Origin of the sequence: Peristeroidobacter soli (assembly GCF_004138485.1) — a bacterium.
Taxonomy (GTDB): domain Bacteria; phylum Pseudomonadota; class Gammaproteobacteria; order Steroidobacterales; family Steroidobacteraceae; genus Steroidobacter; species Steroidobacter soli.
Genome location: NZ_RYEV01000004.1, coordinates 1,245,313 through 1,270,178, shown reverse-complemented (window position 1 = coordinate 1,270,178; position 24,866 = coordinate 1,245,313). Strand labels below are relative to the sequence as shown.

General features: G+C 62.5%; 15 protein-coding genes. All 15 read left to right on the top strand.

Going from position 1 to position 24,866, the window contains the following annotated elements:
• Window positions 1–145 precede the first annotated feature (145 nt).
• The 15 genes from EKO19_RS20605 (at window position 146) to EKO19_RS20535 (ending at window position 24,853) form a co-directional block, all read left to right on the top strand.
• On the top strand, window positions 146–1,813 hold the full coding sequence (locus EKO19_RS20605; RefSeq protein WP_129778318.1) for an amidase: 1,668 nt from the start codon (window positions 146–148) through the stop codon (window positions 1,811–1,813).
• 11 nt (window positions 1,814–1,824) lie between these two features.
• A complete protein-coding gene (locus EKO19_RS20600) occupies window positions 1,825–4,095 on the top strand; it encodes a S9 family peptidase (RefSeq protein ID WP_129778317.1) in 2,271 nt (756 codons plus the stop codon).
• Between the two features lie 79 nt (window positions 4,096–4,174).
• Window positions 4,175–6,601 carry a S9 family peptidase gene (locus tag EKO19_RS20595; protein WP_129778316.1) on the top strand — a complete coding sequence of 809 codons (2,427 nt, stop codon included), beginning with the start codon at window positions 4,175–4,177 and terminating at the stop codon, window positions 6,599–6,601.
• 7 nt (window positions 6,602–6,608) lie between these two features.
• The gene (locus tag EKO19_RS20590) at window positions 6,609–7,175 is read left to right on the top strand and encodes an RNA polymerase sigma factor (RefSeq protein ID WP_129778315.1); all 567 of its coding nucleotides are present in this window, start codon (window positions 6,609–6,611) and stop codon (window positions 7,173–7,175) included.
• Window positions 7,172–8,254 (top strand): FecR family protein, encoded by a 1,083-nt coding sequence (locus EKO19_RS20585; RefSeq protein WP_129778314.1) that lies wholly within the window; start codon window positions 7,172–7,174, stop codon window positions 8,252–8,254. Before EKO19_RS20590 ends, EKO19_RS20585 begins: the two co-directional genes overlap by 4 nt.
• A gap of 108 nt (window positions 8,255–8,362) precedes the next feature.
• Window positions 8,363–10,882: a TonB-dependent receptor gene (locus EKO19_RS20580; RefSeq protein WP_129778313.1), complete on the top strand. Its 2,520-nt coding sequence runs from the start codon at window positions 8,363–8,365 to the stop codon at window positions 10,880–10,882.
• A gap of 31 nt (window positions 10,883–10,913) precedes the next feature.
• Complete coding sequence (locus EKO19_RS20575) at window positions 10,914–11,777, top strand: ABC transporter ATP-binding protein (protein WP_129778312.1); 864 nt, start codon at window positions 10,914–10,916, stop codon at window positions 11,775–11,777.
• A 3-nt stretch (window positions 11,778–11,780) separates the two neighbouring features.
• Window positions 11,781–15,341, top strand: coding sequence for an ABC transporter permease/M1 family aminopeptidase (locus tag EKO19_RS20570; RefSeq protein WP_129778311.1), 3,561 nt, complete (start codon window positions 11,781–11,783; stop codon window positions 15,339–15,341).
• Between the two features lie 109 nt (window positions 15,342–15,450).
• Window positions 15,451–17,691, top strand: coding sequence for a TonB-dependent receptor (locus tag EKO19_RS20565; RefSeq protein ID WP_175597134.1), 2,241 nt, complete (start codon window positions 15,451–15,453; stop codon window positions 17,689–17,691).
• A gap of 63 nt (window positions 17,692–17,754) precedes the next feature.
• Window positions 17,755–18,690 carry an alpha/beta hydrolase gene (locus EKO19_RS20560; RefSeq protein WP_129778309.1) on the top strand — a complete coding sequence of 312 codons (936 nt, stop codon included), beginning with the start codon at window positions 17,755–17,757 and terminating at the stop codon, window positions 18,688–18,690.
• A 92-nt stretch (window positions 18,691–18,782) separates the two neighbouring features.
• Complete coding sequence (locus EKO19_RS20555) at window positions 18,783–19,481, top strand: hypothetical protein (protein ID WP_129778308.1); 699 nt, start codon at window positions 18,783–18,785, stop codon at window positions 19,479–19,481.
• 333 nt (window positions 19,482–19,814) lie between these two features.
• On the top strand, window positions 19,815–20,399 hold the full coding sequence (locus tag EKO19_RS20550; protein ID WP_129778307.1) for an RNA polymerase sigma factor: 585 nt from the start codon (window positions 19,815–19,817) through the stop codon (window positions 20,397–20,399).
• Window positions 20,396–21,451 carry a FecR family protein gene (locus EKO19_RS20545; RefSeq protein WP_129778306.1) on the top strand — a complete coding sequence of 352 codons (1,056 nt, stop codon included), beginning with the start codon at window positions 20,396–20,398 and terminating at the stop codon, window positions 21,449–21,451. The genes EKO19_RS20550 and EKO19_RS20545 overlap by 4 nt, the downstream gene beginning before the upstream one ends.
• Window positions 21,452–21,844: 393 nt before the next feature.
• Complete coding sequence (locus tag EKO19_RS20540) at window positions 21,845–22,261, top strand: STN domain-containing protein (protein ID WP_129778305.1); 417 nt, start codon at window positions 21,845–21,847, stop codon at window positions 22,259–22,261.
• Window positions 22,262–22,270: 9 nt separating this feature from the next.
• Window positions 22,271–24,853 carry a TonB-dependent receptor gene (locus tag EKO19_RS20535; protein ID WP_217705482.1) on the top strand — a complete coding sequence of 861 codons (2,583 nt, stop codon included), beginning with the start codon at window positions 22,271–22,273 and terminating at the stop codon, window positions 24,851–24,853.
• Window positions 24,854–24,866 lie beyond the last annotated feature (13 nt).

The window sequence follows — 24,866 nt, the reverse complement described above, 5'->3', positions numbered from 1 at the left end:
CAATCGCCGTACGGCTCGAACGGAGCCAATCTCCACCGGCCGTCAATCGCCGTGCCGCTCGGAACGGAACTGCGAGTGGCCGCGGCATGGCCCGGCGCTGGCCGGCCGCGTTGAGGCTCGCTGTCCTGCCTGCGTCTGAAGGGGGATGAAACGACGAGATCTCTTTGTCGGTGGCGTATTAGCCGCTGCCGTCGCTCCGCTGGCCGCCATCGGTGCCGAACCGGCGTCCGACTCTGGAGTGACGTTGCCGGCGCAAGCGAGAACCGTCGCGGCGTTACGCGATCTCGATCTGCCTCGCTCGTTGCAGCCGGCCGTGCATTTCGATCCCAGATTGCCTGGCGTCGAATACCCTCCGCAGACGAACTCGCTGCAGCTGGCCGCGCGGAGAATTCCCAAGCTGCCGGCGAGCGATACGGACATTGCGTTCGCGCCCGTCACCGATCAATCCCATTGGTTGCGCACTGGCCAGATTTCATCGCGGCGCCTGACGGAAATCTATCTGGCGCGGATCGCGCGGCTGGAGCCGAAACTTCACTACTACATCACGGTGACTGCGGATCTGGCGCGAGCGCAGGCCACCGCGATGGATGCTGAGCTCGAGCAAGGCAAGATTCGTGGCCCGTTGCACGGCGTGCCGTACTCCTTGAAGGACACGTTCGATACTAAAGGAATCGCTACCACTTGGGGCTGCGCGCTGTTTCGCGATCGCGTGCCGACCGAGGACGCCGCCGTCACTCGCATGCTCCAGGAGGCCGGCGCCGTGTTGCTCGGTAAAGTGGCCATGGGCGAGCTCGCCAATGGCTGGGAGTGGTTCGGCGGCGAATGCATGAATCCCTGGAATCTGGAGGAGCCGGCAGGCGGTTCGAGTTCCGGATCCGGCGCGGCGACCGCGGCAGGGTTGTGCTCGTTCTCCATCGGTACGGACAACTTGGGATCGGTCCTGAATCCCGCCGACCGGTGCGGCATCGTCGGGTTGCGCCCGACCTTCGGCCGCGTGCCGGTTCGGGGCGCCATGCCGCTGACTCCCAGTCTCGAACGCATCGGGCCGTTGTGTCGAAGCGTCGAAGACGCGGCGCTGGTGCTCGCCGCGATCAATGGTCGCGATCCCAGCTCCGCGTGTTCCATCGACATGGGATTCAGCTACGACGCCGCTATCGACCCCAGCAAGCTGCGCATCGGATATTCGGAGGCCTGGTTCGGTCAGGTCGGCTTCGAGAAGACGCAGGAGAAAGTCGCTGCCACCGCCGAGCTCGCAGCCTTGCAGGCATTGAAGGACATCGGCGTGACTCTCGTGCCAGTGGAGCTGCCGAAGCTGCCGTACATGGCGTTGCTGGAAAATTTGTATGTGGAATCCGCGGCGGTGTTCGACGATCTGGGACTGTCCGGCCGCGACGCTCAGCTCGTGAATCGGGTCGGCTGGCCGGCGAACTGGCGCAAGGCGCGGCAGCTCTCGGCGGTGGATTATCTGCAGCTGGAACGATTTCGCCGGCTGGTGATGCAGCACATCCACTCGCTGTACAGTGACGTCGACATGGTGTTCGGTCCCACGTATGGATCGTTCGAGTTTTTCGCGATCATGAATTTCACCGGCCACCCCGGGCTGACGCTGCGAGCCGGCTTTGCGCAGAGCCCGAGCCGCGCCCGGTCCATCGAGAATTTCTTCGCGCCCGCCGACAGCAAGGGCTCGCGGCATACGATCACGCGCAATGTGACTTTTCACGGCCGCTTGTTCGAGGAGGGCAGGATGATCGCACTGGCGCGAATCCTGGAAGCCCGCCTCGGCGTGCAAGCGCGTCGTCCCCCCGTCGGCTAGGACCTTCCTTCATGAAACAAACGAGTTGGTGCGGCTTGCTGGTCGCGTTTCTATCGATCCCGGTGCATGCCGCTCCGGCACGGCAAGTCGACGAGAACGACTACGCCCGCGCGGCGAGCTTTCTACCGTTCAACCTCATGGGCAAGGTGCGCAATTCGCGAGTGGATCCGCACTGGCTCGAAGGCGGCAAGCGCTTCTGGTACTGGCGCGACACGGCGGATGGGCGAGAGGTCGTCGTGGTCGATGCAGCCACCGGCAAGCGCGAGACGCTTGCGAAGCCACCGGTCGGGGACGCGCCCGTCGTCGCGCCGGAGGGAACGTCGATCTCACCGGACGGATCGATGGCGGTGTTCGCGCGTGAGCACGATCTATGGGTGCGCCAGTTGTCGAACGGCGCAGAACGGCGTCTGACCAGCGACGGCGAGGAATATTTCGCTTACGGCAAACTGGCGGATACCAGCCTGCGCGCCATCCCCATGCGCCGTGCGAAGACGCCGCCAGCACCGTTCGGCGTCGAGTGGTCGCCCGATTCCAGGAGCCTGCTGGTGTCACGCACCGATGAACGACTGCTGGGTCGATATCCGTTCCTCGAATCGGTGCCAGCCGACGGCAGCGCGCGACCGGTCGCTCACGAACTGCGCCTCGCGTTGCCCGGAGATCGTAACAAGGCGGTCGAGCATCGTTCCGTCATCGATGTCGCCAGTGGCGAGCAACGTTCCTACACCGTGCCGCTGGCCGACTTCGCCGTGCGAGGTGGCGAGTGGAGTGCCGACGCACGGCACTATTATTTCTTCGGCATCAGCGGACACAAAATCGCTGGCGTGTTCGATCTCGATCTACGCACGGCTCGAGTGCGTCAGGTACTCACCGAATCCAGCGACACCTTCATCTCCATCAACAACACGCTGTACAGCGGGCCGAACATTCGAATCCTGCCGCGCTCTCACGAAGTCATCTGGTTCTCCGAGGCGGATGGCTGGGGACATTTGTATCTGTACGACCTGCACACCGGCAAGCTCAAGAACCGGCTGACTTCGGGCTCATGGCTGGTGCGAGATGTGATTCATGTCGATAGCGAGCGACGCTTCGTCTACTTCACCGCGGCGGGCCGCGAGCCTGGCTGGAATCCGTACTACCGTCAGTTGTATCGCGTCGGCTTCGATGGTCGAGGGCTGAAGTTGCTGACGCCGGAGCAGGGCGATCACGAGATCTCACAACCGCTGGACGCCGCATTTGCCGCCGCGCTCGGCGGTGGCGCCTCGGTGCTGGCCGTTGCTCCGAATGGCCGCTTCTTCGTGGATACGTGGTCGACGGTGGACAAGCCGCCCGTGTCGGTGCTGCGAACCACCGAAGGAAAACTGATTGCGACGCTGGAGCAAGCCGATGCCAGCGCGCTATATGCGACGGGCTGGCAGCCCCCGGAGCCGTTTGTCGCCAAGGCGGCGGACGGCATCACGGATCTGTATGGCTTGCTGTATCGACCGACGAACTTCGATAGCAACGCCCGCTATCCGGTGATCGAACATCTCTACGGCGGGCCGCAGATGGCGATTACGGCACGTACCTTCATGCAGGCGGTGATGGACCCGAAGTATGTGAACGCCGAGAAAGAACTCGGTTTCGTCATGGTCGTGATGGATGTGCGCGGTACCATCAAACGTTCCAAGAGCTTCGGCAACCATCTGTATCAAAACTACGGTGACTACATGATCGACGATCATGTCGCCGTGTTGACGCAGCTGGCGAAGCGCCATCCGTTCATGGATCTGGACCGGGTGGGTGTGGAGGGGCATTCCTTCGGCGGCTATGGCGCGGCCCATGCCATGCTGATGCGGCCGGATTTCTACAAGGTGGGCGTGGCCTCGGCCGGCAGTCACAACTATCAGGGCATGTATCCCATCTCGTACCTGGGCGCGCCGGTCTATAGCGACGGTCAGTCGATCAATCCCACGGGCCGCGAAGTTCCAGAAAACTACCGGAGCGCGGACAACGGCGCGTTGGCGGAGCGGCTGCGAGGCAAGCTGATGATCGTCTATGGAGATCTGGACGAGAATGCCTATCCGGCCGTCACCTTGCAATTCGCCGCTGCGATGATCAAAGCCAACAAGTCGTTCGACCTGCTGTACCTGCCCGGGCGCACGCACGACTTCGCGCGCACCGATTTCTATTTCATTCGCCGGAAGTGGGACTACTTCGTCGAGCACTTGCTGAAAGCGACGCCGCCCGACAACTATGAGATCGTCGCGCCGCCGCCGGCGCAGTGGCGGTCGGCCTTGCAATAGCAGGGCGCGAGCGTTGAGGATGATTCTCCCGCCTGCGTCTTTTATGCGCCAGGGGAATTATCGATGAGGACCGGCTCAGATGCGAAACGTCAGCAAGGCGCTGGTGGCGCTTGCCTTTGTGAATTGCGTGCCGGCGGCGGCCGTCACCCATGAAGATTATGTTCAGGCCGAGGCGCTGTTGTCCGATCGCATCGGTGCGCTGGTACTCAACGAACGCGTCGTGCCTCACTGGCTGCCGGGGCGCGATGAGTTCTGGTATCGGCGCGAAACCGCGACCGGTCAGGAGTTCGTGATCGTCGACGCCGCGAATGGCCGCAAGCGTCCGGCCTTCGAGCATCGCGCCCTGGCCAATGCATTGTCGGAGGCGAGCGGCAAGCCGGTCGATGCGAAGAAGCTGCCAGTCGCCGGCATCGATGCCGCGGGCCAGTGGACGCAATCCAAGTTGCGCGCCTCCATCGAGGGCAAAGACTACGTTTGTACGTTGAGCCCTGCGGCGTGCACGCTGGCGACGAAGACCACCGCGGGAATGATCGTTTCTCCCGATGGAAAGTGGGCGGCATTCACGCGCGACGGAAATCTTTGGCTGCGCGATGTGATCAATGGTCAGGAGCGCGCGCTCACCGACGATGGCGAAGCGAATTTCGGCTACGGCATCACGCCCGATGGCTGGAAAGCGGCGTTCGTACCCCGGCTGCGTTCCGGAGTCAGCCCGCCGCCGTTGGAATCCTATTGGTCGCCCGATTCCAGGCGATTCATCGTATCGCGCGTCGATCAGCGACACGTGGCGGCATATCCATTCCTCGAATCGGCGCCGGCCGATGGCAGTTTCCGGCCCAAGGTGCACCAGGTTCGCATCCCGCTGGTGGGCGAGCGGCCCGCGACCTTGGAATGGTTCGTGTTCGACGTGGCGTCCGGTGAGCATCGTCGCATCGAGTATCCGTACGACAAGCTGCTGGTGCTGCAACAGGATCTGCTCGCCATTCGCAAGACCTGGTGGAGTCCGGACAACCAACGACTGCTGGCGGTGGCGTTCGGCGACAACATGGAATCGGCGTACTTCTTCGATGCCGACTTGAAGACCGGTGCCGTGCGCACGGTGATCGAAGAGCGGGGCGAGCCACGCGTCGATCTCAACAGCACCTCCTACAATCCTCCCAACGTGCGCGCCACCGCCGACGGTCGCGAAGTCATCTGGTTTTCACAACGCGATGGCTGGGGACATCTCTACTTATACGACGCGCTCACCGGCACGTTGAAGAATCGCATCACGCAAGGAGACTGGCTGGTCCGCGACGTGGTGCACGTGGACGAGCGGCGTCGACGCATTTACTTCACCGCCGGCGGGCGCGAGCCGGGCAATCCCTACTATCGATACTTGTATCGGGTGAACTTCGATGGCTCGGACCTGAAACTGTTGACGCCCGAGCCCGGCGATCATTTGATCACCAGTCCCTGGAACGACGTGCTGTCCATCGACGGGGCCGTGGGCTACGACGTGATTTCACCCAGCGGCAAGTTCGCGGTCTACAACAGCTCGCCCATCGACGGGGTCACGCAAACGCTGATTCGCCGGACCGACGATGCCGCCCGGGTCGCGGTCGTCGAAACGGCCGATGCGACTCAGCTCTTCGCTGCAGGGTTTCGAGCCCCCGAGGAGTTCGTGGTCAAAGCCGCCGACGGCAAGTCGGATCTCTACGGCGTGATGTACAAGCCGGCCGACTTCGATCCGAATCGTAAATACGCCGTCATCGACACGCAGTACGCCAGTCCATTGACGGCGGTCGTGCCGCGCAGTTTTACTCAGGCGCTACAGGGTCCGCCGGGGATCGCATCTGCCGCCGCATTCGCACGTCTCGGGTTCATCGCAGTTGTGATCGATGCACGCGGTACGGCGTATCGCTCGCGCGAGTTCTCGCAAGCGGGCTTCGGCAAACTCAACATCAATGGACTCGACGATCACGTCGCCGCCCTCCAGCAACTGGCGCAGCGCTTCGCCTACATCGATGCGCAACGCGTCGGTATCACCGGCGCGTCCTACGGTGGCTGGAGTTCACTGCGCGGCATGCTCGAATTTCCGGACTTCTACAAAGTCGGCGTCGCGGGCGTGCCTCCGGGCAGCATGCACGACATGTATCTCGACTATCACTGGACCACGTTTCAAGGCCGACCTGTCTACAGCGATGGTTCCGAGCTGCGGCCTTCGCCCACCGAAGTGCCCCGCAATTGGACGGCGGCGGATGGGCGACAGCAGGCGGCACGGTTACGGGGCAAGCTGCTCATGATCATGGGCGAGCTGGACGAGAACGTCGTGCCCGGCTCGACGTTGCAGCTCGTCGATGCGTTGATCGCGGCCAACCGCGATTTCGAGTTGCTGTATCTTCCCAATAGAAACCACGCCAACAGCCGCAATCCGTATAGCATCCGCCGGACCTGGGACTTCTTCGTCCGGCATTTGCTCGGGCAGGAGCCGCCGTCCCCGGTGCCGGCCGCCGAACCAGCCTCCTGAAGATCCCATGGCCAACGATTCGTCACGACAGCAGAGCCCGTTGCGCCTGGCGACTCGTGACGCGCCCAGCGCACTGCTCGCGCACCTCGACAGTCGCTATCGGCTGGCGTTGCTGGCGTACTTCGGCCGCCGGGTGCGCAGCGCCGCCGAGGCCGAAGACCTGACTCAGGACGTTTTCGAACGGGTGCTGCGCAGTCTGGAACACGGCCCGATCCTGAATGCCGAAGCCCTGGTATTTCGTATCGCCGTCAATCTGTTGCGGGATCGGGCCCGCAAAGTCCGTTCGCATGGCGTCGAAGAACCGCTGCCCTCCGAGGCCGTGGCCGATTTCGCCGACGCGCTCACTGAGGGTTTGTCCCCGGAGCGCGTCGTACTGGGGGAGAGGACCCTGCAGGAGGCGCTGTCGGCTCTGGACGAGTTGGGCGAGCGGACTCGTGCTATGTTCCATTTGTATCGGTTCGAGAATCTGAAGGTGCGCGAGATCGCCGAGCTGTACGGCATTTCGGTGAGCGGCGTCGAGAAACAGATCAGCCGGGCGCTGTTGCACCTGACGCGTCGGATGCACTCCAAGTGAGCAAGTTGACGGATTCAATGCCGGGTCCGGAGTCGGACGATCGCCTGGAGCAGGCGACGCAATGGTTCGTGCGCGTCCGTTCGGAAGACGCGCGGGTCGAAGATCTGCCGGAGTTCAAGCGCTGGATCGATAGCGACGAGCGCAACGAGCTGGCTTATCGGCAGGTCGCGGCCGCTTGGTCCGGCATCGGTGCGCACGCCGCGGCTCCGGAGGTCATGGTCGCCCGACGCAACGCGCTCGACGATGCCCGCCGCGCCGCCAGCGGACGTTGGTCGGTTCGAGCCTGGTTCTCCCATCACGTGGCGCTGGCTGCCTCGGTCTGTGTCGTGCTGATCGGCAGCGCGCTCTATTTCTATTTACAGCAAGGCGTGTATTCGACCGGCATCGGCGAACAGCGCGCGCTCCGACTCGACGACGGTTCGGTGGTCACGCTGGATGCGAAGTCGCGGGTTCGAGTGGCATATACAGACGGCGTGCGGCTGCTCATGCTCGAACGGGGCAGGGCTCGCTTCGACGTGGCCCGCGATCCACTGCGACCGTTTCGCGTGCAGGCCGGCGATCAGACGGTCGTCGCGCACGGCACGCAGTTCAACGTGGAGCGCATGGGCGAGACCGTACTCGTGACCTTGCTGGAAGGGCGCGTGGCGGTGACGGGTATCGCGGTAGCATCAAGTGCACCGACGCCGCCGGCCGCCGCGGCCGAACAAACGTCGGCGCTGCCTCCGAGACAAAGAAACTCAGCGGCGTCGGTCGTCGAGCTCACGGCCGGTCAGGGACTGACGGTGCGTGCCAACGGCCGGGCCACGATGGTGCCGAAGATCGATGTGGAGCGGGCCACGGCCTGGCAGAGCGGCCGCTTGTTCTTCGACAACGAACCGCTGGCGAGCGCCGCCGAGCGAGTCAATCGTTACTCGAAATTGCAGATCGAGGTGAGTCCGTCCGTGGCCAACCTCGAAGTGAGCGGCGTCTTCACGGCAGGCGATGCCGATGCCTTCGTCGAGGCCATCTCGACCTATTTTCCAGTGCGAAGCGAGCGCACCGGCAGCGCGGAGATTCAGCTCACCGCGGCGACAGAATAAAACCAGCAACAAAATTGTAACGGCCTGCTGCGGGTTTGCTCCGATGGTCCGTCGGAATGAGTGTCGAGTCACTGAATCTGGCCACACTCACAACAGCAAAGGTACGCCATGGCTACGACCCCGGGCATTCGAGGCAGCATCCGGCTGGCCCTCTCAGCAACTGCTTGCAGCGCTATTCTGCTGGCCGGCGCAGCGTCGCTCGCCGCTCAGCCCGCCGCCGCCCGTGCCATCGTGCACGACTTGTCGATTCCTTCTCAGCCGCTGTCCGACGCGCTGAAAGCGCTGTCCGCCGCGGCCAACGAACAATTGTTGTTTTCTCAGGAGCTGGTCGAGGGCAAGCGCAGCGGGGCGGTGGCCGGTGCGTACACCACGGATCAGGCATTGGATCTGCTGCTCGCGGGCTCGGGATTGATCGCCGATCGAACGCCTTCGGGCGTCCTGCTGATCCGCGATCCGGCCAAGGCTCGGAAGTCTGGAAACAATCAAGCGAAGCTGTTGAGGACCGCGGCACTCGGCGAGAGCAACGAACAGATGCCGCTCGCGTCGGATCGGCAGCCGTTGCAGTTGGCCGCACAGCAAAGCTCGCGAGAAACCATCAGCCTCGAAGAAATCGTGGTCACCGCGACCAAGCGCGAAGCCCGGCTGTTCGATGTGCCACTGAGCGTCTCCGTGTTGACTTCGGATCAGGTCACCACCAGCGGCGCCGTCACTCTCGCCGATCTGGCGTACTCGGTGCCGGGCTTCACCGCCATCAACACCGCGCCCAATCAGCAGCAGTATTTCATCCGGGGCATCGCTTCCCGCAGCGGCTTGCCGACCGTTGGAACGTATCTCGATGAAGTCGCCACCGGCAGCCGCAACGCCAGTCAAAGCACCGACGTGCGTCCTCTGGACATCGAGCGCGTCGAAGTGTTGCGCGGGCCGCAAGGCACCTTGTTCGGCGAGGGCTCGATGGGCGGCACGATTCGCATCATCACTCGCAAGCCTCGGCTCGACGCCTACAGCTTCGGGGTCGACGGCGAGTACTACGACACGAATGGCGGCGATGCCAGCACGAGTGTCAGCGCCTTCGCGAACATTCCATTGGTCGAAGACAAGTTCGCACTACGCGTCGTCGGCCTGGCTCAGGATGTGGGCGGCTGGCTCGACGAGACCGTGCTGGGCAGGGAAGACATCAACAACGTCGAGACCAGGACCGGGCGGTTGAAGGGTCTGTGGGCGCCGACCGAGTCGTTGCAGATCGGTTTCATGCTGCTCAAGCAAAAGGTCGAAGGCGATGGCATCAACTCCGGGACCGGGGACGGGCTCGCGACCAATTCTCTGCCCCAGCCACTGTCGGACGAATACGAGCTCTACAACCTGACGGTCGACTACGACTTCGGCGCCGTGAAATTGCTGAGCTCGACCGCTCAGGTCAATCGCGATTACAGCGTCGCGGTGTCGGTCGAAGGGTATGCGGCGCTCTTCAATCCGCCCCCGCCCAGCCCGCCGTTGTTCCAAGGCGCGCTGCTGAACGGTGTGGTCGGCACCGAAGATTTCAGTCAGGAATTCCGTCTGACCTCCAACACCGATGGCCGGTGGTCCTGGACCGCGGGCGCCTTCTATCGAAAGTTCGAATATCTGGAGGACAGCTACACCCAACTGAGCGTGGTCAGCGCGCTGCCCGGCATCGTCCCCGACATGAATTTGCTGACGGCCTATGCCCCGATGACATCCAAGTCGAAGGCGGTGTTCGGCGAGTCGTCCTGGAAACTCACCGAACGACTCGAGGCGACCGTCGGCCTGCGCTGGTACGAGGACGAGCAGCACCAGGTCAACCGCACGCTGACGCCCGGCCTGCCGACGACCGTCACCGAAGGCGAGGCGACGTTCGATGCGCTCACGCCGCGTTTCAACCTGGCGTACCGCTTCTCCAACGATCGCATGGTGTATTTCAACGCGGCGCAGGGCTTCCGCAGCGGCGGCTTCAATCTGACAGTCGCGCCTCCCGGCGTGGTCATTGCACCGAGCTACGATCCGGAAGATCTGTGGACCTACGAGGTGGGCACCAAGCTGGTGTTCGCGCAGGGCAAGCTGGTTCTGGAAGGAGCCGTGTTCCACAACGAATGGAAGGACGTTCAGTCCTTGTTCACTCCCTTCGTCGGCTCGCCGTTTTCGGTGACCACCAATGGCGGCAAGGCTACGGGCACGGGCTTCGATTGGAACATTCGTCTGCGGGCAACGCCGGCGTTGACCCTCGGGCTTGGCGGCAGCTACATCGATGCCCAGTACGACGTCGCCACGCTCGACAAGAAGAAAGACGACCCGATGGATTTCGTGGCGCGCCTCTCCGGTTCGCTGACCGCGGACTACGAGTTCCGCCTCGGTGCCGTGCCCGCGTATCTGAATATTACCGGCCAATATCAAGAGCGGATGCCGTACACCGAGACGCAGCTGACCAGCTATTCCGACGATCTGTATTTTCTGAACACGCGCGTCGGCGCTCGTTTCAAGGCGCTGGACGTTTATTTGTTCGGACGCAACTTGACCGACGAGGACGGCAAGATCGATCCGTTCAACACGTCCTTCTCGGGGGCGCGACCGCGTCCGCGCCAGATCGGTATCGGGTTGAGCATGGCGACCCGCTGATAGCGCTCGAGACGACGACCAGAGACGACTCATGCTCAGTATCCAGAATCTAGGCAAGACCTATCCCAATGGCGTGCACGCGTTGCAGGACGTGTCGCTCGACGTGCCCGCCGGCATGTTCGGGCTGCTCGGGCCCAACGGCGCCGGCAAATCTTCGTTGATGCGGACCATCGCGACCTTGCAGTTGCCCGACCAGGGCAGCATCCGCTTCGACGACCTGGACGTGCTGGCGGAGCCGGCGACGTTGCGAGCCAGGTTGGGCTATCTGCCGCAGGACTTCGGCGTCTATCCCGGCGTGTCCGGCTGGGATTTGCTCATGCACTTCGCGACTTTGAAAGGCATCCCCGCGAGTGCCCGGCGCAGCACCGTGTCGGACATGCTGAACCTCGTGCATCTCTACGACAAACGAAACAAAGCGGTGAGCACCTATTCCGGCGGCATGTTGCGCCGGTTCGGCATCGCCCAGGCGCTGCTCGGAACGCCGAGCCTGATCATCGTGGACGAGCCCACCGCGGGTCTCGATCCGAAAGAGCGGCATCGCTTCAACAATCTGCTGGCGAAGATCGGCGAGAACGTAGTGGTGATCCTCTCGACTCACATCGTCGAGGACGTGTGGGATCTATGCCCGAGGATGGCCGTGATGAACAGCGGCCAGATCGTCGCGCACGGCTCGCCGCATGCGCTCACGTCGCAGTTGCGCGGCAAGCTCTGGCGCAAGGAGATTGGCCGCAACGATCTCGCCAAGGTGAAGGCACAACATCGATTGATTCTGTCGCGCTATGTGTCCGGTGCTCTGGTCGTCGACGTGCTGGCGGATGCGCAGCCCAATGGCTTCTCGCCGGTCGAGCCGCTGCTCGAACACCTGTACTTCTCCATCATCGGCGCGGAGGATTGAGCGGTGGTCGGCGAGATTGCGCGTTATGAGCTGGCGCAGCTGACGCGCTCGCGACAGTTCTGGTTCATCGGCCTGGTGTTCGCCGCGATGGGTGTGGTGTTGATGGCGTACGCCGGCGACATCGTCGGCGGCGGCAACATCAACGTCAACGCCCCCAACAACATCATTCTGTTCGTCAACATCCTGAGCTTCTTCGCGATGTTCCTGGTCGCCTCGATGGTGGCCTCGTCGGTGACGCGCGATTTCGAGATCGACAGCTGGCAAGTGGTGTTCTCCTGTCCGGTGTCGTGGCGCGGCTATCTGCTGGGTCGTTTCATCGGCAGTCTGCTCGCGGCCTGCCTGTGCTACGCCTTCGTCATTCCCGGGTTGATCGCCGGCGCTCATGGGCCGTGGTCCAGCGGCACCGTCGGGCCGTTCCACGCCTGGCACTATCTGTATGCGTTCGTCGTGCTGGCGGTGCCCAACTTGTTCGTGCTGTCGGCGCTGCTGTTCGCGGTGTCGACCTTGACGCGCAAGACGCTGGCCGCCTACGCCGGCGCGGTGCTGATCTTCGTGCTCTTCAATCTGGGCAATGCCGCGATCAATGATGAGAGCATGGAGCCGTTCGTGTTCCTGGTGGATCTGTTCGGTATCAGCACGCTGAATCTGACCACACGCTATTGGACGCCCTATGAGCTCAACACTCAGCTCGCGCCGCTCGCCGGTACGTTCTTGTGGAATCGCCTGATCTGGCTCGGTGTTGGCGTCGCCGCGATGGCGTGGACACTGGTGCGGTTCAATCCCTATCCGCGCAGCCCGCAGATCAAAGCAAACGTTCCCGCCGAGACCGGGCAACGAAACGTCGACGAGCGACCGATTGCAACTCAGGTGCACGACCGGAACACCGCCTGGCAGCAGCTGGTCGGACGCGTCGGGCTCGAAGTGCGTGCGGTGGTCCGTTCGATCCCGTTCGTGGTGCTGATGATCCTCGGCTTCGTCAATGCCTGGGCGCTCGCTTCGCTGGTCGATCCGGTGTTCGGCGCGCCGCCGTTGTTGCTGACACGGGTGGCCGTCAAGTCGCTGGGCGACGGTCTCACCCTGCCGCTGCTGATCGTGATCGCGTACTACGCGGGCGAGCTGGTGTGGCGTGAGCGACAGGTCAAGCTCGACCAGATCGTCGATGCGATGCCGGCGCGTAATACCGTGTTCCTGTTATCCAAACTGCTGGCGCTGTGGACCGTGGTGGCGGCGCTGCTGGCCGTGTCGATCGCCGCCATGGTGATCCTGCAGCTGATCAAGGGCACGCCCATCGATGCGAGCATGTATTTACGGGAGATGGGATATCGCGTGCTGCCGTTCCTGTGGGTCGGTGCGCTGGCGCTGATCGGCCAGGTGCTGTCGCCGAACAAATATCTGGGCATGCTGTTCATGGTGATCTATATCGCCGTGAGCCTGGCCAGCTCGACCTTGTTCGACATGCCCTCGCTGGTGGTGCCGGGCTCGCATCCGACCAGCCCGATCTCGGGGCTCGCGAACAGCACGTTCTATCGACTGGAAGGATTGAAATACGATTTGTATTGGGCGGCGCTGTCGGCCGTGCTGGTGATGCTCTCGCATCTGTTGTGGCGGCGGGGCACGGACGAGGGGATCGCCAAACGCCTGCGCGTGGCAAAGCGACGCATCGGTGTGCCGCAGGCCGCCACATTGGCGATCAGCTTGGTGGCGTTCGCCGGGATCGGCCGCTGGCTGTATGTCGAAGACTATGTCGACAATCCCATCCCGCCGAGCGACGCCGTGACCGATGCGACTCAGCTACGTTACGAGCAGGTGATGCGGCCGCTGGAGAACAAGCCGCTGCCGGTCATGAAGTCGGTGCGACTGGATCTATCGACCGATCTGCAGACGCGACGTGCAACGTCCCGCGGCGAGATCGTGCTTCGAAACAAACACGACCGGCCCTTCGACACTTTGTATGTGGCGCTCACGCCGCTGGCGAAGGTCAAGCAGCTGAGCGTCGAGGGCGGTGTCGTCGACCAAGACTTTGCCGATATTCATGTGGCACGTTACCGCTTTACCTCGCCGATGCAGCCGGGCGAGACGCGTACCGTGCGCTTCGATCTGGACGTGGACTTCTCGAATTTTCCTGGCGGACAACTCAGCAGCCGGCTGGAGACCAGCGGCACCGCTCTGTCGCTGTCGGAAGTGATGCCGGACGTGCTCGGCTATTCGTCCTACAGCGCGCTGGGCGACCCGAGGAAACGCGCGAAGCACGGCCTGCCCGAGGATCGCGCGCACATCGCCACGCTGGATGAGCCTTGGGGGCGCGACTTCAATGGCTTGTTCGGTCAGAGCGACAACATCGATTTCGAAGGCACGTACAGCGTCGACAAAGGCCAGGTGGCCTTCATGGGCGGCGAGCTGGTGCGCAGCTGGCAGCAGGGCGATCGGGCGTTCTTTCATTACAGGTCGAAAACGCCCATCTCGCTGGCGCTGACCTTGCAACAGGGCGCGTACCGGGTGTTGCGCGATCGTGCCGCCGGCATCGACCTCGCCATCTATTACAACCCGCCGGACGATTTTCATGTCGCGGAGTTCATGAAGCATTTCAAGATCGCCGTGGAATATTTCACCGCCGAGTTCGGACCGTTCCCGTACCCGGAGTTCCGGCTCATCCAGAAAGCGTTCGACGCCGGCGCCAATTCCAACTCGGGTCAGCTGACCCTGGGCGAGTTCGCCGGCTTCGTCAGCGACCTGAGCAAGAACTCCGCGGTGGATTGGGGCACGCACGTGGTCGGCCACGAAGCCGGCCACAACTGGTGGGGCCTGATGGTGACCTCCGCCAAAGTCGAAGGCGCGACCATGCTCCAGGAGACGCTCGCGCAATACGCCGGCCTGATGACCTTGGAGAAGTCCTACGACAAAGCCATGGTCGCGCGCTTTTTGCGAGAAAGTATCAAGAAGTACAACGCGGACCGGAATAAATCCAAGTTCGCCGAGGTGCCGATCTATCGCTCGCGTTCGGATACCGATTACGTGCATTACTGGAAGGGTGCGCCGGTGATCTACGGCGTCAAGGAGTTGATCGGCGAACAGGCGTTGAACCAGGCGTTGCGCGAGTATTTTGCAAAGTGGGCGTTCGCCAGCGGGCCGTATCCAACTTCGCTCGACCTGTTGGCGATCATTCGCGCGCACACCCCGGAACAGTATCAGCAGACCTTGACCGATTATTTCGAGCGCATCCTGCTGCACGATCTGAGCGTGAGCGAGGCGCGCGTCGAGACCCTGTCCGGCGGGCGTTTCAAGGTCATCGCCACGATCCATACAAAAAAGATGGAGCGGACCGCGGAGGGCAGCGAGCAGTCCGTGCCGCTTCACGAACCCGTGCAGATCGCCGTGGTCGATGAGGAAATCAACCGCGGCGATCGTTACAGCGCCCGGTGGCTGGCCTCGGAGCGCCGCTGGATCGATGCCGAACGAACCCAGGTCGAGTTCATCGTGAACGAACGGCCGGGTGCCGTGGTGGTCGATCCCTATCACAACTTCATCGAACGCAATCTGGACGACAACGTGAAATTGCTCCACTGACCCCCTGCGAGTCGTACCTAACCGAATGGCTAGGCCGCTGCGGCTGAGCCCGGAGACTGCGTCTTACGCGGTGCGCACTCTCATAACTCAAATGGGGAAGGTAGACACTATGCAAACAGCACACGTAGTTGCAGCCGCATGCCTGACGATGTCGAGCGTCGCCCTGGCCGAGCAAACATCCGTCAACGGCACGCCCAGACATGAAGAATCGGAGTCCTTGCTCCAGGAAATCATCGTGACCGCCAGCAGGCGAGAAGAGCGCCTGCGAGACACGCCGTCGGCGATCACCGCGATCACGGGCGCGAACCTCGAAACGATGGGCGTCCAGAGCTTTCGCGATTATGCATCACTCGTTCCCGGCCTGAGTCAGCGTGACACGGGCGCGCCCGGCCTGGGCACCATCATCCTGCGCGGTATGAACACCGGCGGACAGCAAACGACCAACACGACGGCTTATTACGTCGATGACACGGTGTTTACTGCGAGCGGCTTCTTGTCTCAAGGCGCGCTGGTCACGCCCGAGCCGGAATTGGCCGAGATCGATCGCATCGAAGTATTGAAGGGACCGCAGGGCACGCTGTACGGCGCATCCAGCCTGGGCGGCCTGATTCGGATCGTCACCAAGAAGCCGGATGCCAGCGAGGCCTACGGCAACGTGCGCACCGAGTTCACCACGATGAGCGGTGGCGAGGAGGGTTACATGATCCGGGGTTCGCTCAACGCCCCGATCGTTCGCGACAAGCTCGCGATTCAGGCGGCCGGCTACAAGCGCAGCCTGCCCGGATTTGCCGACAACGTCGCGACCGGCACCGAGGACGCGAACAGCTCCGATCTGTACGGCGGTCGTGTCGTCGTGCGTGCCACACCGACCGACGATCTCACCATCGATGTCAGCGGACTGATTCAAAACATCGAGAACGACGGTTATTCCTACGAGAGTCTCGTGCCAGGGACGCAACGGCCGCTGTATGGAGATTATAAGTACGACCATTACCGGAACTTCGGCTCGAGCCTGAAATATCGACTGGCGAACGCCACGCTCACCTGGGCCGGTCTCGACGCCGGTTCGCTGATCGCGTCCGCCAGCTACGCCGAGTACGACGTGAATACCCGCAGCGACGCCACGTCCACTTATGTGCCAGTCGCTCAAGCTCGTGCCCCGGTAGTGCTCGGCACCGCGATCCCGGCGAACACCGGCGCCTTGGCCAATCCCAGCCCGAGCATGGACAAGTTCACGGCCGATGTTCGTTTCGTTTCGAACCGCATGGGGCCGGTGGAGTTCATGGGCGGCGTGTTCTACACGCAGGAGGATTCGGTCTATGACATCGACATCCTTCTGCAAGACAGGGCGACTGGCGCGAACCTGCCGTCGCCGCTCGACCTGCTGTATCACACGCAGACCACGTCGGATTACGAAGAGCTGGCGGGCTACGGCAACCTGACTTATTTCATCACCGACCGTTTGGATATTCAGGGCGGCATTCGCTACGCGCGCAACGAACAGCGCGCCTCGATCCGCGGGCCGAACGCGCTCTATGCTTATGTCAGTCTGCCCAAGCTGGAGTTCCCGTTCGAGGACAGCCAGTCCACTTATCTGGCCACGGTGCGTTGGCGCCCGAGCGATAGCATCAGCACGTATCTGCGCGCGGCCAGCGGCTATCGTCCCGGCGGTCCGCAAACCAATTCGAATCCGCCTCCCGGCGCGCCGCTGCTCATCGATCCGGACACGGTGTGGAACTACGAAGCAGGTGTCAAAGGCACGTTCCTGGACGGTGCGCTGTCGACCAACTTCTCCGTTTATCACATCGACTGGAAGAAGATTCAGTTGAACGCGCTCGATGCCTCCGGCGTGCTGCTGCAAACCAACGGCGGTGACGCCGAGGTCGATGGCGTGGAACTGGAATTGATAGCACAGCCGATCTCGGGCCTGACGCTCACTGCAAATGCCGGTTATACCGACGCGCGCATCGTCTCCGTGCTGCCGGGCGTCTCGACCGCCACGGGCGCGAGGGTCGGCGACAATCTACCGCTCACGCCGGAATATACGGTGGCGTTCACGGCTGATCAGCGCATCTCGCTCACGAACGACATGACCGGTCTGCTCGGCGCGACGCTGCGCTATCAGTCGGACATGCCGAACAACTACGCGGCCTCGACTACGGCCGCACAGCGAACGCTCGCTTCGATCACTACGGTCGACTTGCGAGGCGGCGTGGAGTTCGATCGTTACACGATCCAGCTCCGGGCGCAGAACCTGTTGAACGAACATGCCTATCTGTCGGTGGCCAATAACGTGGCAACGGTGATTCAGCCACGCAGTATCACGCTGGCGTTCTCCGCCGGTTTCTAGGGGTGAGTCTGCGGGCCGCGTGTGCCGGTCGCGCGGCCCCTGCACTTGAAGGAGCATTTGGAAATGTTCGGACGACGAGAGTTCCTGATGTCGGGCGTCGGTTTGACCGCCGCTTTGGGGGTTGAAGGAGTAGTGCACGCCGCGGATTCCAGCGGATTCAAACCTACCGGACAGCCCTGGCCGGTGCGGAATACCGACGCCTTCGAATATCAGTCGCGGGCGGTGGGCGACAAGATGGCCATCGGTGTCTGGTCGCCGCCCAAGACGCTGCCTCACATCGCGCCGCTGGGCGACAATCCGCCGCTCGACGTGATCTATGTTCTGGACGGATCCTTCGCGCTCAACATGAGCGCCGCGATCTGCATGCTTCAATATGCGGATCTGATCAATCCCGGCTTCCCGCCCGTGCTGCTGGTGGGCGTCGACTATCCGGTCGGGCAACCCAATGCTAGAACGCGCGACTACACGATGGTGGATGCAGTGCCCGCCTCGATGAAAGGCGGCCTCTCGACCACGCCCGCGACCACGCCCGGCGGGGCGGACAAGTTTCTGGCGTTCCTGGAGCAGGAACTGGATCCTTTCATCCGCTCCAGATACAACACCCTCAAGAAGCCCGCCGGTATTCTCGGCAGTTCTTTCGGCGGGACCTTCACCTTTTACGCCTTTCTGAAGCAATCCAGACTGTTCGACCGTTACTGGCTCGGCAGCCCGGGCATTTTCAGCACCGACGCGGACTACGTCGGGCAGTTCGAAACGCTGCTGAAGGGCAAGCTGGCTCATCCAACCCGGATGTTCCTGTCGGCAGGCTCGCGAGAGCTGAATGGCGGCGTCGCTTTATATGAAGAGCTGGGCCAGCACTTCAATCGCACCATCAGCGCGCTGAACCGGGCCGCCAACGACAAGCTGGAGTGGCGTTCCAGAATCTATGACGGCCAGACCCACACCTCGGTGTTCGCGCCGGCACTGAACGATGCGCTGTTTTATCTGCTGGGGAGGTGAAATTGGCTCCGGGCGGGTTGAAGTCGATCTGAAATTCAGGGAATCTGGCTACCTAAGCCTTCAAGGGCAAGCCACGGAGCGGCACGATGAAAATGTTCGCGTTCGGTGCGGTGGTCGGCGCACTCATCTGCTTCGCAGTGCTCCGTGTCACTGCTCCTCCAGTCATGCAAACCGCCGCGCCGGCACAGTTGCCGGCCGGCTCCATTGGGCCCGTCAACATTGAACCGGAGCAACGGGAATCCTGTCCGAATGTTCGGCCTGTCTCGAGGGTTGAGCCGGCCAAGGCCTTGGAAAAAACGGCAACCAGCGTGCGTGCTGAGTCGCAGGCCTCGTCCAGCGAGCCGGCGTTCGTGAAGCAGCGATGCATATCGATCGAAAACCTGAGCGAGGAAGACACCCGCGCGCTCGCCAGCCGCGCCTACCAACTGCAGCAGCAGCGCGAACGGGCGAAGAAGGAGGCTGAACCCAAGGATGCCAGCTGGGCGTACTCGACGGAGATGCTGATACGGCAGCACATCGAGTCGCATCTGCCGGCGGATCGGTACACGACGCTGAAAATCGACTGCCGCACGACGTTCTGTGAGTTGCAGATGACCGGTACGGGAGCTGAGGCAAGAGACATCGCCGACCGGCTGGCGAAGGAAATCGTGCGCCAGCCGTGGAGTGATATCGCGCAAAAAGGGGGAGGAGGCGGCTCCAACGGGGACGACTGGCACATCGAGGTCGAGTGGTATCGACCGAGAACCGACAGCGAACGCAAGCTCTGGTTCGGGATGCGAGACCAACGCTGAGTCGACCGCCACGCTCGTCACCGATCAGATCGCGATGGTGCGTCCGCTGCCTACCGCGGCCGACGCACCAGCTGGATCAGGATGCTCGAGAGGCCGCCGGCATAGGAAATGACCGATGCCGGCCCGGCAGTGCCGACCCGGGCAGCGAGTCGCTGACCGGCATGGCGGAGGCGAATTTCGGGCTGGAGGTCTGAAGACGGGCCAGGCATCGATTTCCGCCACTCGTCACTGTGATTCGCGGAAACAGCAGGTTACAGCGCCCCAAAGGCTTTACTTGGGGCGGCGTTTGAGGTTCATTGGTGTTCCTGCCGGCTGTCTCAGTTGCTCGTCTTCATGCCGCCCGATCGTCAGGAATGGTTTCTCAATCAGGTGTTCTGCCATCGGCCGATGCTGCGGAAGTATCTGCGCAGGTATCTGACCTCCGATGAGGACATTGAAGATGTGATCCAGGATACCTATCTGCGTATCTACGGCATCACCGATTACAGCGCAGTCGAGTCGCCCAAGGCGATGCTGCTCACCATCGCGCACAATCTGGCGGTGGAGTCGGGACGACGGCGCACCAGTCGCGCCACCGACTCGGTGGCGGATGTGGATGTCATCGGTGTCGCTGCGAATGGACCGCAGTTGGAGGAACAACTCGACGCACGGCGCCGCTTCGAAGCGTTCTGTGCTGCCGTGGACAGTTTGCCGCCGATCTGCCGGCGGGTCTTCGTGCTCAGAAAGGTCTACAAATTATCTCAGGCGGATATCAGCGCCGTGCTCGGTATCTCCGAAAGCACCATCGAGAAGCACGTGGCGAAGGGACTGGTGCGTTGTCGCGATCATTTGCGGGAGCGTGGCTTCACGAACGCCGCACCGGCCGCGGATGTTGCATCGATCCGGCGCAAGCATACGGGCGAAGGAGAGCTTGGATGAGCGAACTGGTGAAGCTGCGAACACTCGCCGAGGTGGAGGAGGAGGCGGCGGTCTGGGTGTGGCGGATGGATGATGGCGGCGGGCCTGAGCTGCGAGCGGCGCTGGAGCAATGGCTGCGTCGCGACCCGAGACATCGTCGTGCATTCGAGGAGCTTGGCGGCGTCTGGCAATCGCTCGACACGCTGGCCGAGGCGAAGCGTGAGGAAAAGGTTGCCACCTTCCTCGCCGAAGAACGCAGATTGCAGGCGGAACCCGAACGACTGCGACGTCCGCATCGGGTGGCACGCTGGGTTGGCGCGGCGGTGGCGGCCTCGTTGGTCCTCGTCAGCATTGGCGTGCTGTTGCAACGGCAGAGCGCAGAGGCACAGTTGTTGTCCACGGCCGTAGGTCAGCACCGAAGCGCTCGCTTGGCGGATGGATCGACGGTCGAGCTCAATACCAACACCATCGTAGAGACGCTCTACACACCCGAGGAGCGTGCGGTTCGCCTGCGCAAGGGCGAGGCTTTGTTTCACGTCGCGAAAAATGCGGATCGGCCGTTTGTCGTGATCGCGGGTGAGACGCGCGTGCGCGCGATCGGCACAGCCTTCAACGTACGCCTGCGCGAGAACGAGCAGGTCGAAGTGATCGTGACTGAGGGCAAGGTGGAAGTGCGGCAGGAGCCGACGCCATCGGTAGCTGCAGAAGTCATTTCGCCGCAAGTTCATGTCGAACTGCCGACGCAACTGCTGGCGGGCCAGCGGTTCCAGTTGGAGTCGCCATCGCCAGTGGAGGCGCTGCCCAGTGCCTTGCTGAGTAAAGCGTTGGCCTGGCGCGAGGGCGCAATCGTGTTCGACGGCGAGCCGTTGTCGCGTGCCATCGAAGAGGTCAATCGTTACAGCGACAAACGTCTGATCGTGGTCGATCCAGCCATTCGCGAGATGCGCATGGGCGGTCGTTTCCGTACGGGCGACGTCGATGGCTTCGTTGCGGCGCTGACGCGCGCCTTCCCGGTCGCCGTCCAGCGCGGTGCGGACAATGTGATCTATCTCGAGGCACGCGAGCGCCACTAGGGCCTGTTAACACTCATTGGATGGGCTGCGTTGCGCCTCCAATCGCCTTCAGCAAGGCGCAAAGCGCAGCCCTCGCGTAGCGAGGGCAAGCTTTGTAACGCAGCTGCAGGCCCATGTTTCATGAGAATCGGGAGGCGCAACCCGTTTAATGAATAAATATCCTTAGATGGGACGAGCTATTGCGGTTCAGGACGTCGTTGCTCCTCCCTTATGTACGGAGAGTACACGGCGGTCGTCGCGCCTAGCCCTGAACCGCAATAGCTCGTCGCAGCCCATCCAATGAGTGTTAACAGGCCCTAACAGGCGACATCCGCGAGGGGCATGGCGGAAACGCGCGCCTGACCCGTCTCCGCTGGACCGGCGCAATGGCGTCGCCAGGTCACTGCGGACTGCATGGGGTACGGGTTCAGAATCATTCCTTTCGCGGTCGCGTGGGCGCTGTGCGCCTGTGTGCGGGCCGATGCAGATCACAAACACTTCGACATCACGCTCCGGCCGGCCCCCTCCGCATTGAACGAGTTTGCGCGGCAGGCGGATGTGACACTGATCTTCTCTTACGACACGGTCGCAAGAATGCGCAGTCGCGCGTTATATGGCAGCTACAGCGTGGAGGAAGGTCTCAGTCGCCTGCTGGCGGGCACCTCGCTGGATTACCGGCGCACCAGCGAGGGCGCGTATCTCATCTGCGTTCCCGAGGCGTGCGGGCCAGCCTCCGAAACATCGGTAACTGGCTCGCGTGACGATAGCGGAAATTTTCCGCAGCCCCGTCTTAGAAGCGGTGACAGCGTCACTGGCTCGAACAACAAGTAGGGGAGAGGCATGAGCATGAGTCGTCATTCGACGCGGAATCTTTATCGGCAAAGATTGCTCTGGAGCGCGCTCTCGATTGCGCTGGCAACGGGCGGCGTCGTCGATATCGCGAGCGCCCAGGCTGAGGCGGAAAAGAGGGCGTTCACCATCGCCGCGCAGTCGGCGGCCAGTGCGCTCAATCAGTTCGCGGAGCAGGCCAATATCACCCTGGTGTTTTCTCAGGATGCCGTGGCGGGCGTTCAGGTGCGCAAGATCGACGGCAGCTTCACGACGCAGCAGGCGCTGGCATTGTTGCTGGAGGGAACGGCGCTGTCCTGGCAGAGCATCGATGACCACACCGTTTCAGTCATGCGCGCAAGTGGCGATGTTACCGACACCGTCGTGGTCACCGGGTCGCACATTCGCGGTGGAGAAACGCCCTCGCCGGTCATCAGCATCGATGCGGCGAGCATTCGCGAACAGGGCTTTTCCGATCTGGGTGAAGTGATTCGCAGCCTGCCGCAGAACTTCAATGGCGGCCAGAACCCGGGGGCGGTCTCGACGTCGGCGTCACTGGGTGACATCGCCAATGGCAACTTGACCGGCGGCTCGGGCTTGAATTTGCGTGGCTTGGGGCCGGATGCCACGTTGACGCTGCTCAACGGCCGGCGCATGGCTTACGGCGGCGTTGCACAGTCGGTCGATATCAGCGCGATCCCAGTGGAGGCCTTGGAACGCATCGAGATCGTTGCCGATGGCGCTTCCGCCGTCTATGGCTCCGATGCGGTGGCGGGTGTCGGCAACGTCATTCTCAAGCGTGACTTTGAGGGCGTGACGGTCGGGGCACGTTACGGCACGTCGACCAACGACGGCATGACGACGCGTGAGTACACCGTCACCGCAGGCACGACCTGGTCCAGCGGCGGTGTCATCGCGACCTACAAGAATTCCTCCATCGATCCCATCTATGCGAACCAGCGGGACTATGCGGCGAACCTGCCGAATCCGTATTCGCTCTACCCGGGCATCGAGCAGGACAGCGGCTTGTTGAGTGTGCATCAGTCGCTCGGCGATGTCGTCGAAGTGCGGCTGGATGCGATGCGGACGGAACGCGATCAGGAGTACGACGCCAGCTTCACGAGCATGTACTACCACTACACGCCGACGACCACGACTTCGCTGGTCTCGCCGACGATCGAATTCACGCTGCCTCGGGATTGGATGCTGTCGCTCGGCGGGACCTGGGGCGAGGATGAGACGCTCAATTACGCCGACATGGTGACCCTCGCGACCGGCGTGTCAACACCCGTGATCCGAGCGGAGTATGTCAACGAGAGTCGCACCTACGAGCTGGGAGCCGAAGGTCCGTTGTTCGCATTGAAGGGCGGCGATGCGCGGCTTGCCGTCGGCGCCGGCTACCGCACGACCAGTCTGCAACTCTACCTACCTCGATCGGGCAGGATGTCCGCGGACGGTGAAGAAAGCAGCCGGTTTGTCTATGCCGAGCTCAACCTGCCGTTGATCGGTCCCGCTGCCTCTGGCGACCAAGGCCAGCGCCTGATGCTGACGGCGGCGATGCGCGGTGAGGACTACGACAGCTTCGGCAGCGTGACCACGCCCAAGCTCGGTTTCGTCTACGGCCCCAATGCGGATTTCACATTCAAAGGGTCTTGGGGCAAGTCGTTCAAGGCGCCGACCTTGTACCAGACCTCCGGTCTGCAATATGCCTATCTCGATCCGCCACGCTACTACGGTGGCGCAGGTTATCCCGCCAATGCCGCTTTGTTGTCGACCATCGGCGGCAATCCCGAGCTGGGCCCAGAACACGCACGGACCTGGAGCGCCTCGCTGTCGTTCCATCCCGAGGCGCTGCCCGATCTGAAGGCGGAGCTGACCTGGTTCGACATCGACTACACCGATCGCGTGGTCATGCCGATCGGCAATTCTTCCGAAGCCCTCAGCAATCCCATCTATTCGGAGTTCGTGGTCCTTTCGCCAACGCCGGAGCAGTTGGCCGCGGTCATCGTCAACTCCATTTTCAACAACAATACGGGGGCGCCGTACGATCCTGCCAACGTCGTTGCGATGTTCTTCAATACCTACGTCAACGCGGCGAAACAGCAGATACGAGGCGTCGATTTGTCCGCGTCGTACGGATTGCACATCGGTGCAGGCCGACTGACAGTGCGTGGTTCGGCAAGCTGGCTCGACAGCTCGCAACAGACGACCTCGGCACAGAGCAGCTACGATCTGTCCGGCTCCATCTACAATCCTGCGAAGCTCAACGCACGCCTCGGCGCGGTGTGGAACCTGGGCGGGTTCAGTGCATCGGCCTTTGCCAACTACACCGGTGGCGTCGAGGAGAATTTCTGGTCGACCGGGGCCACCAAGAAGACGGCGTCATTCACCACTGTCGATGCCACGCTCCAGTATCGAACCGGCGAACAGGCGGGCGCGTGGTCGGGTCTCGAGTGGTCGCTGTCCGCGCAGAACTTGTTCAACCGCGATCCACCGCTGTTTGCATACACCTCGGTCTATGTGCCTCGCTACGACGCAACCAACGCGTCGGTGATCGGTCGCTTCCTGAGCGTTTCCGTGGCAAAGCACTGGTAAGAGACTTCGGGAG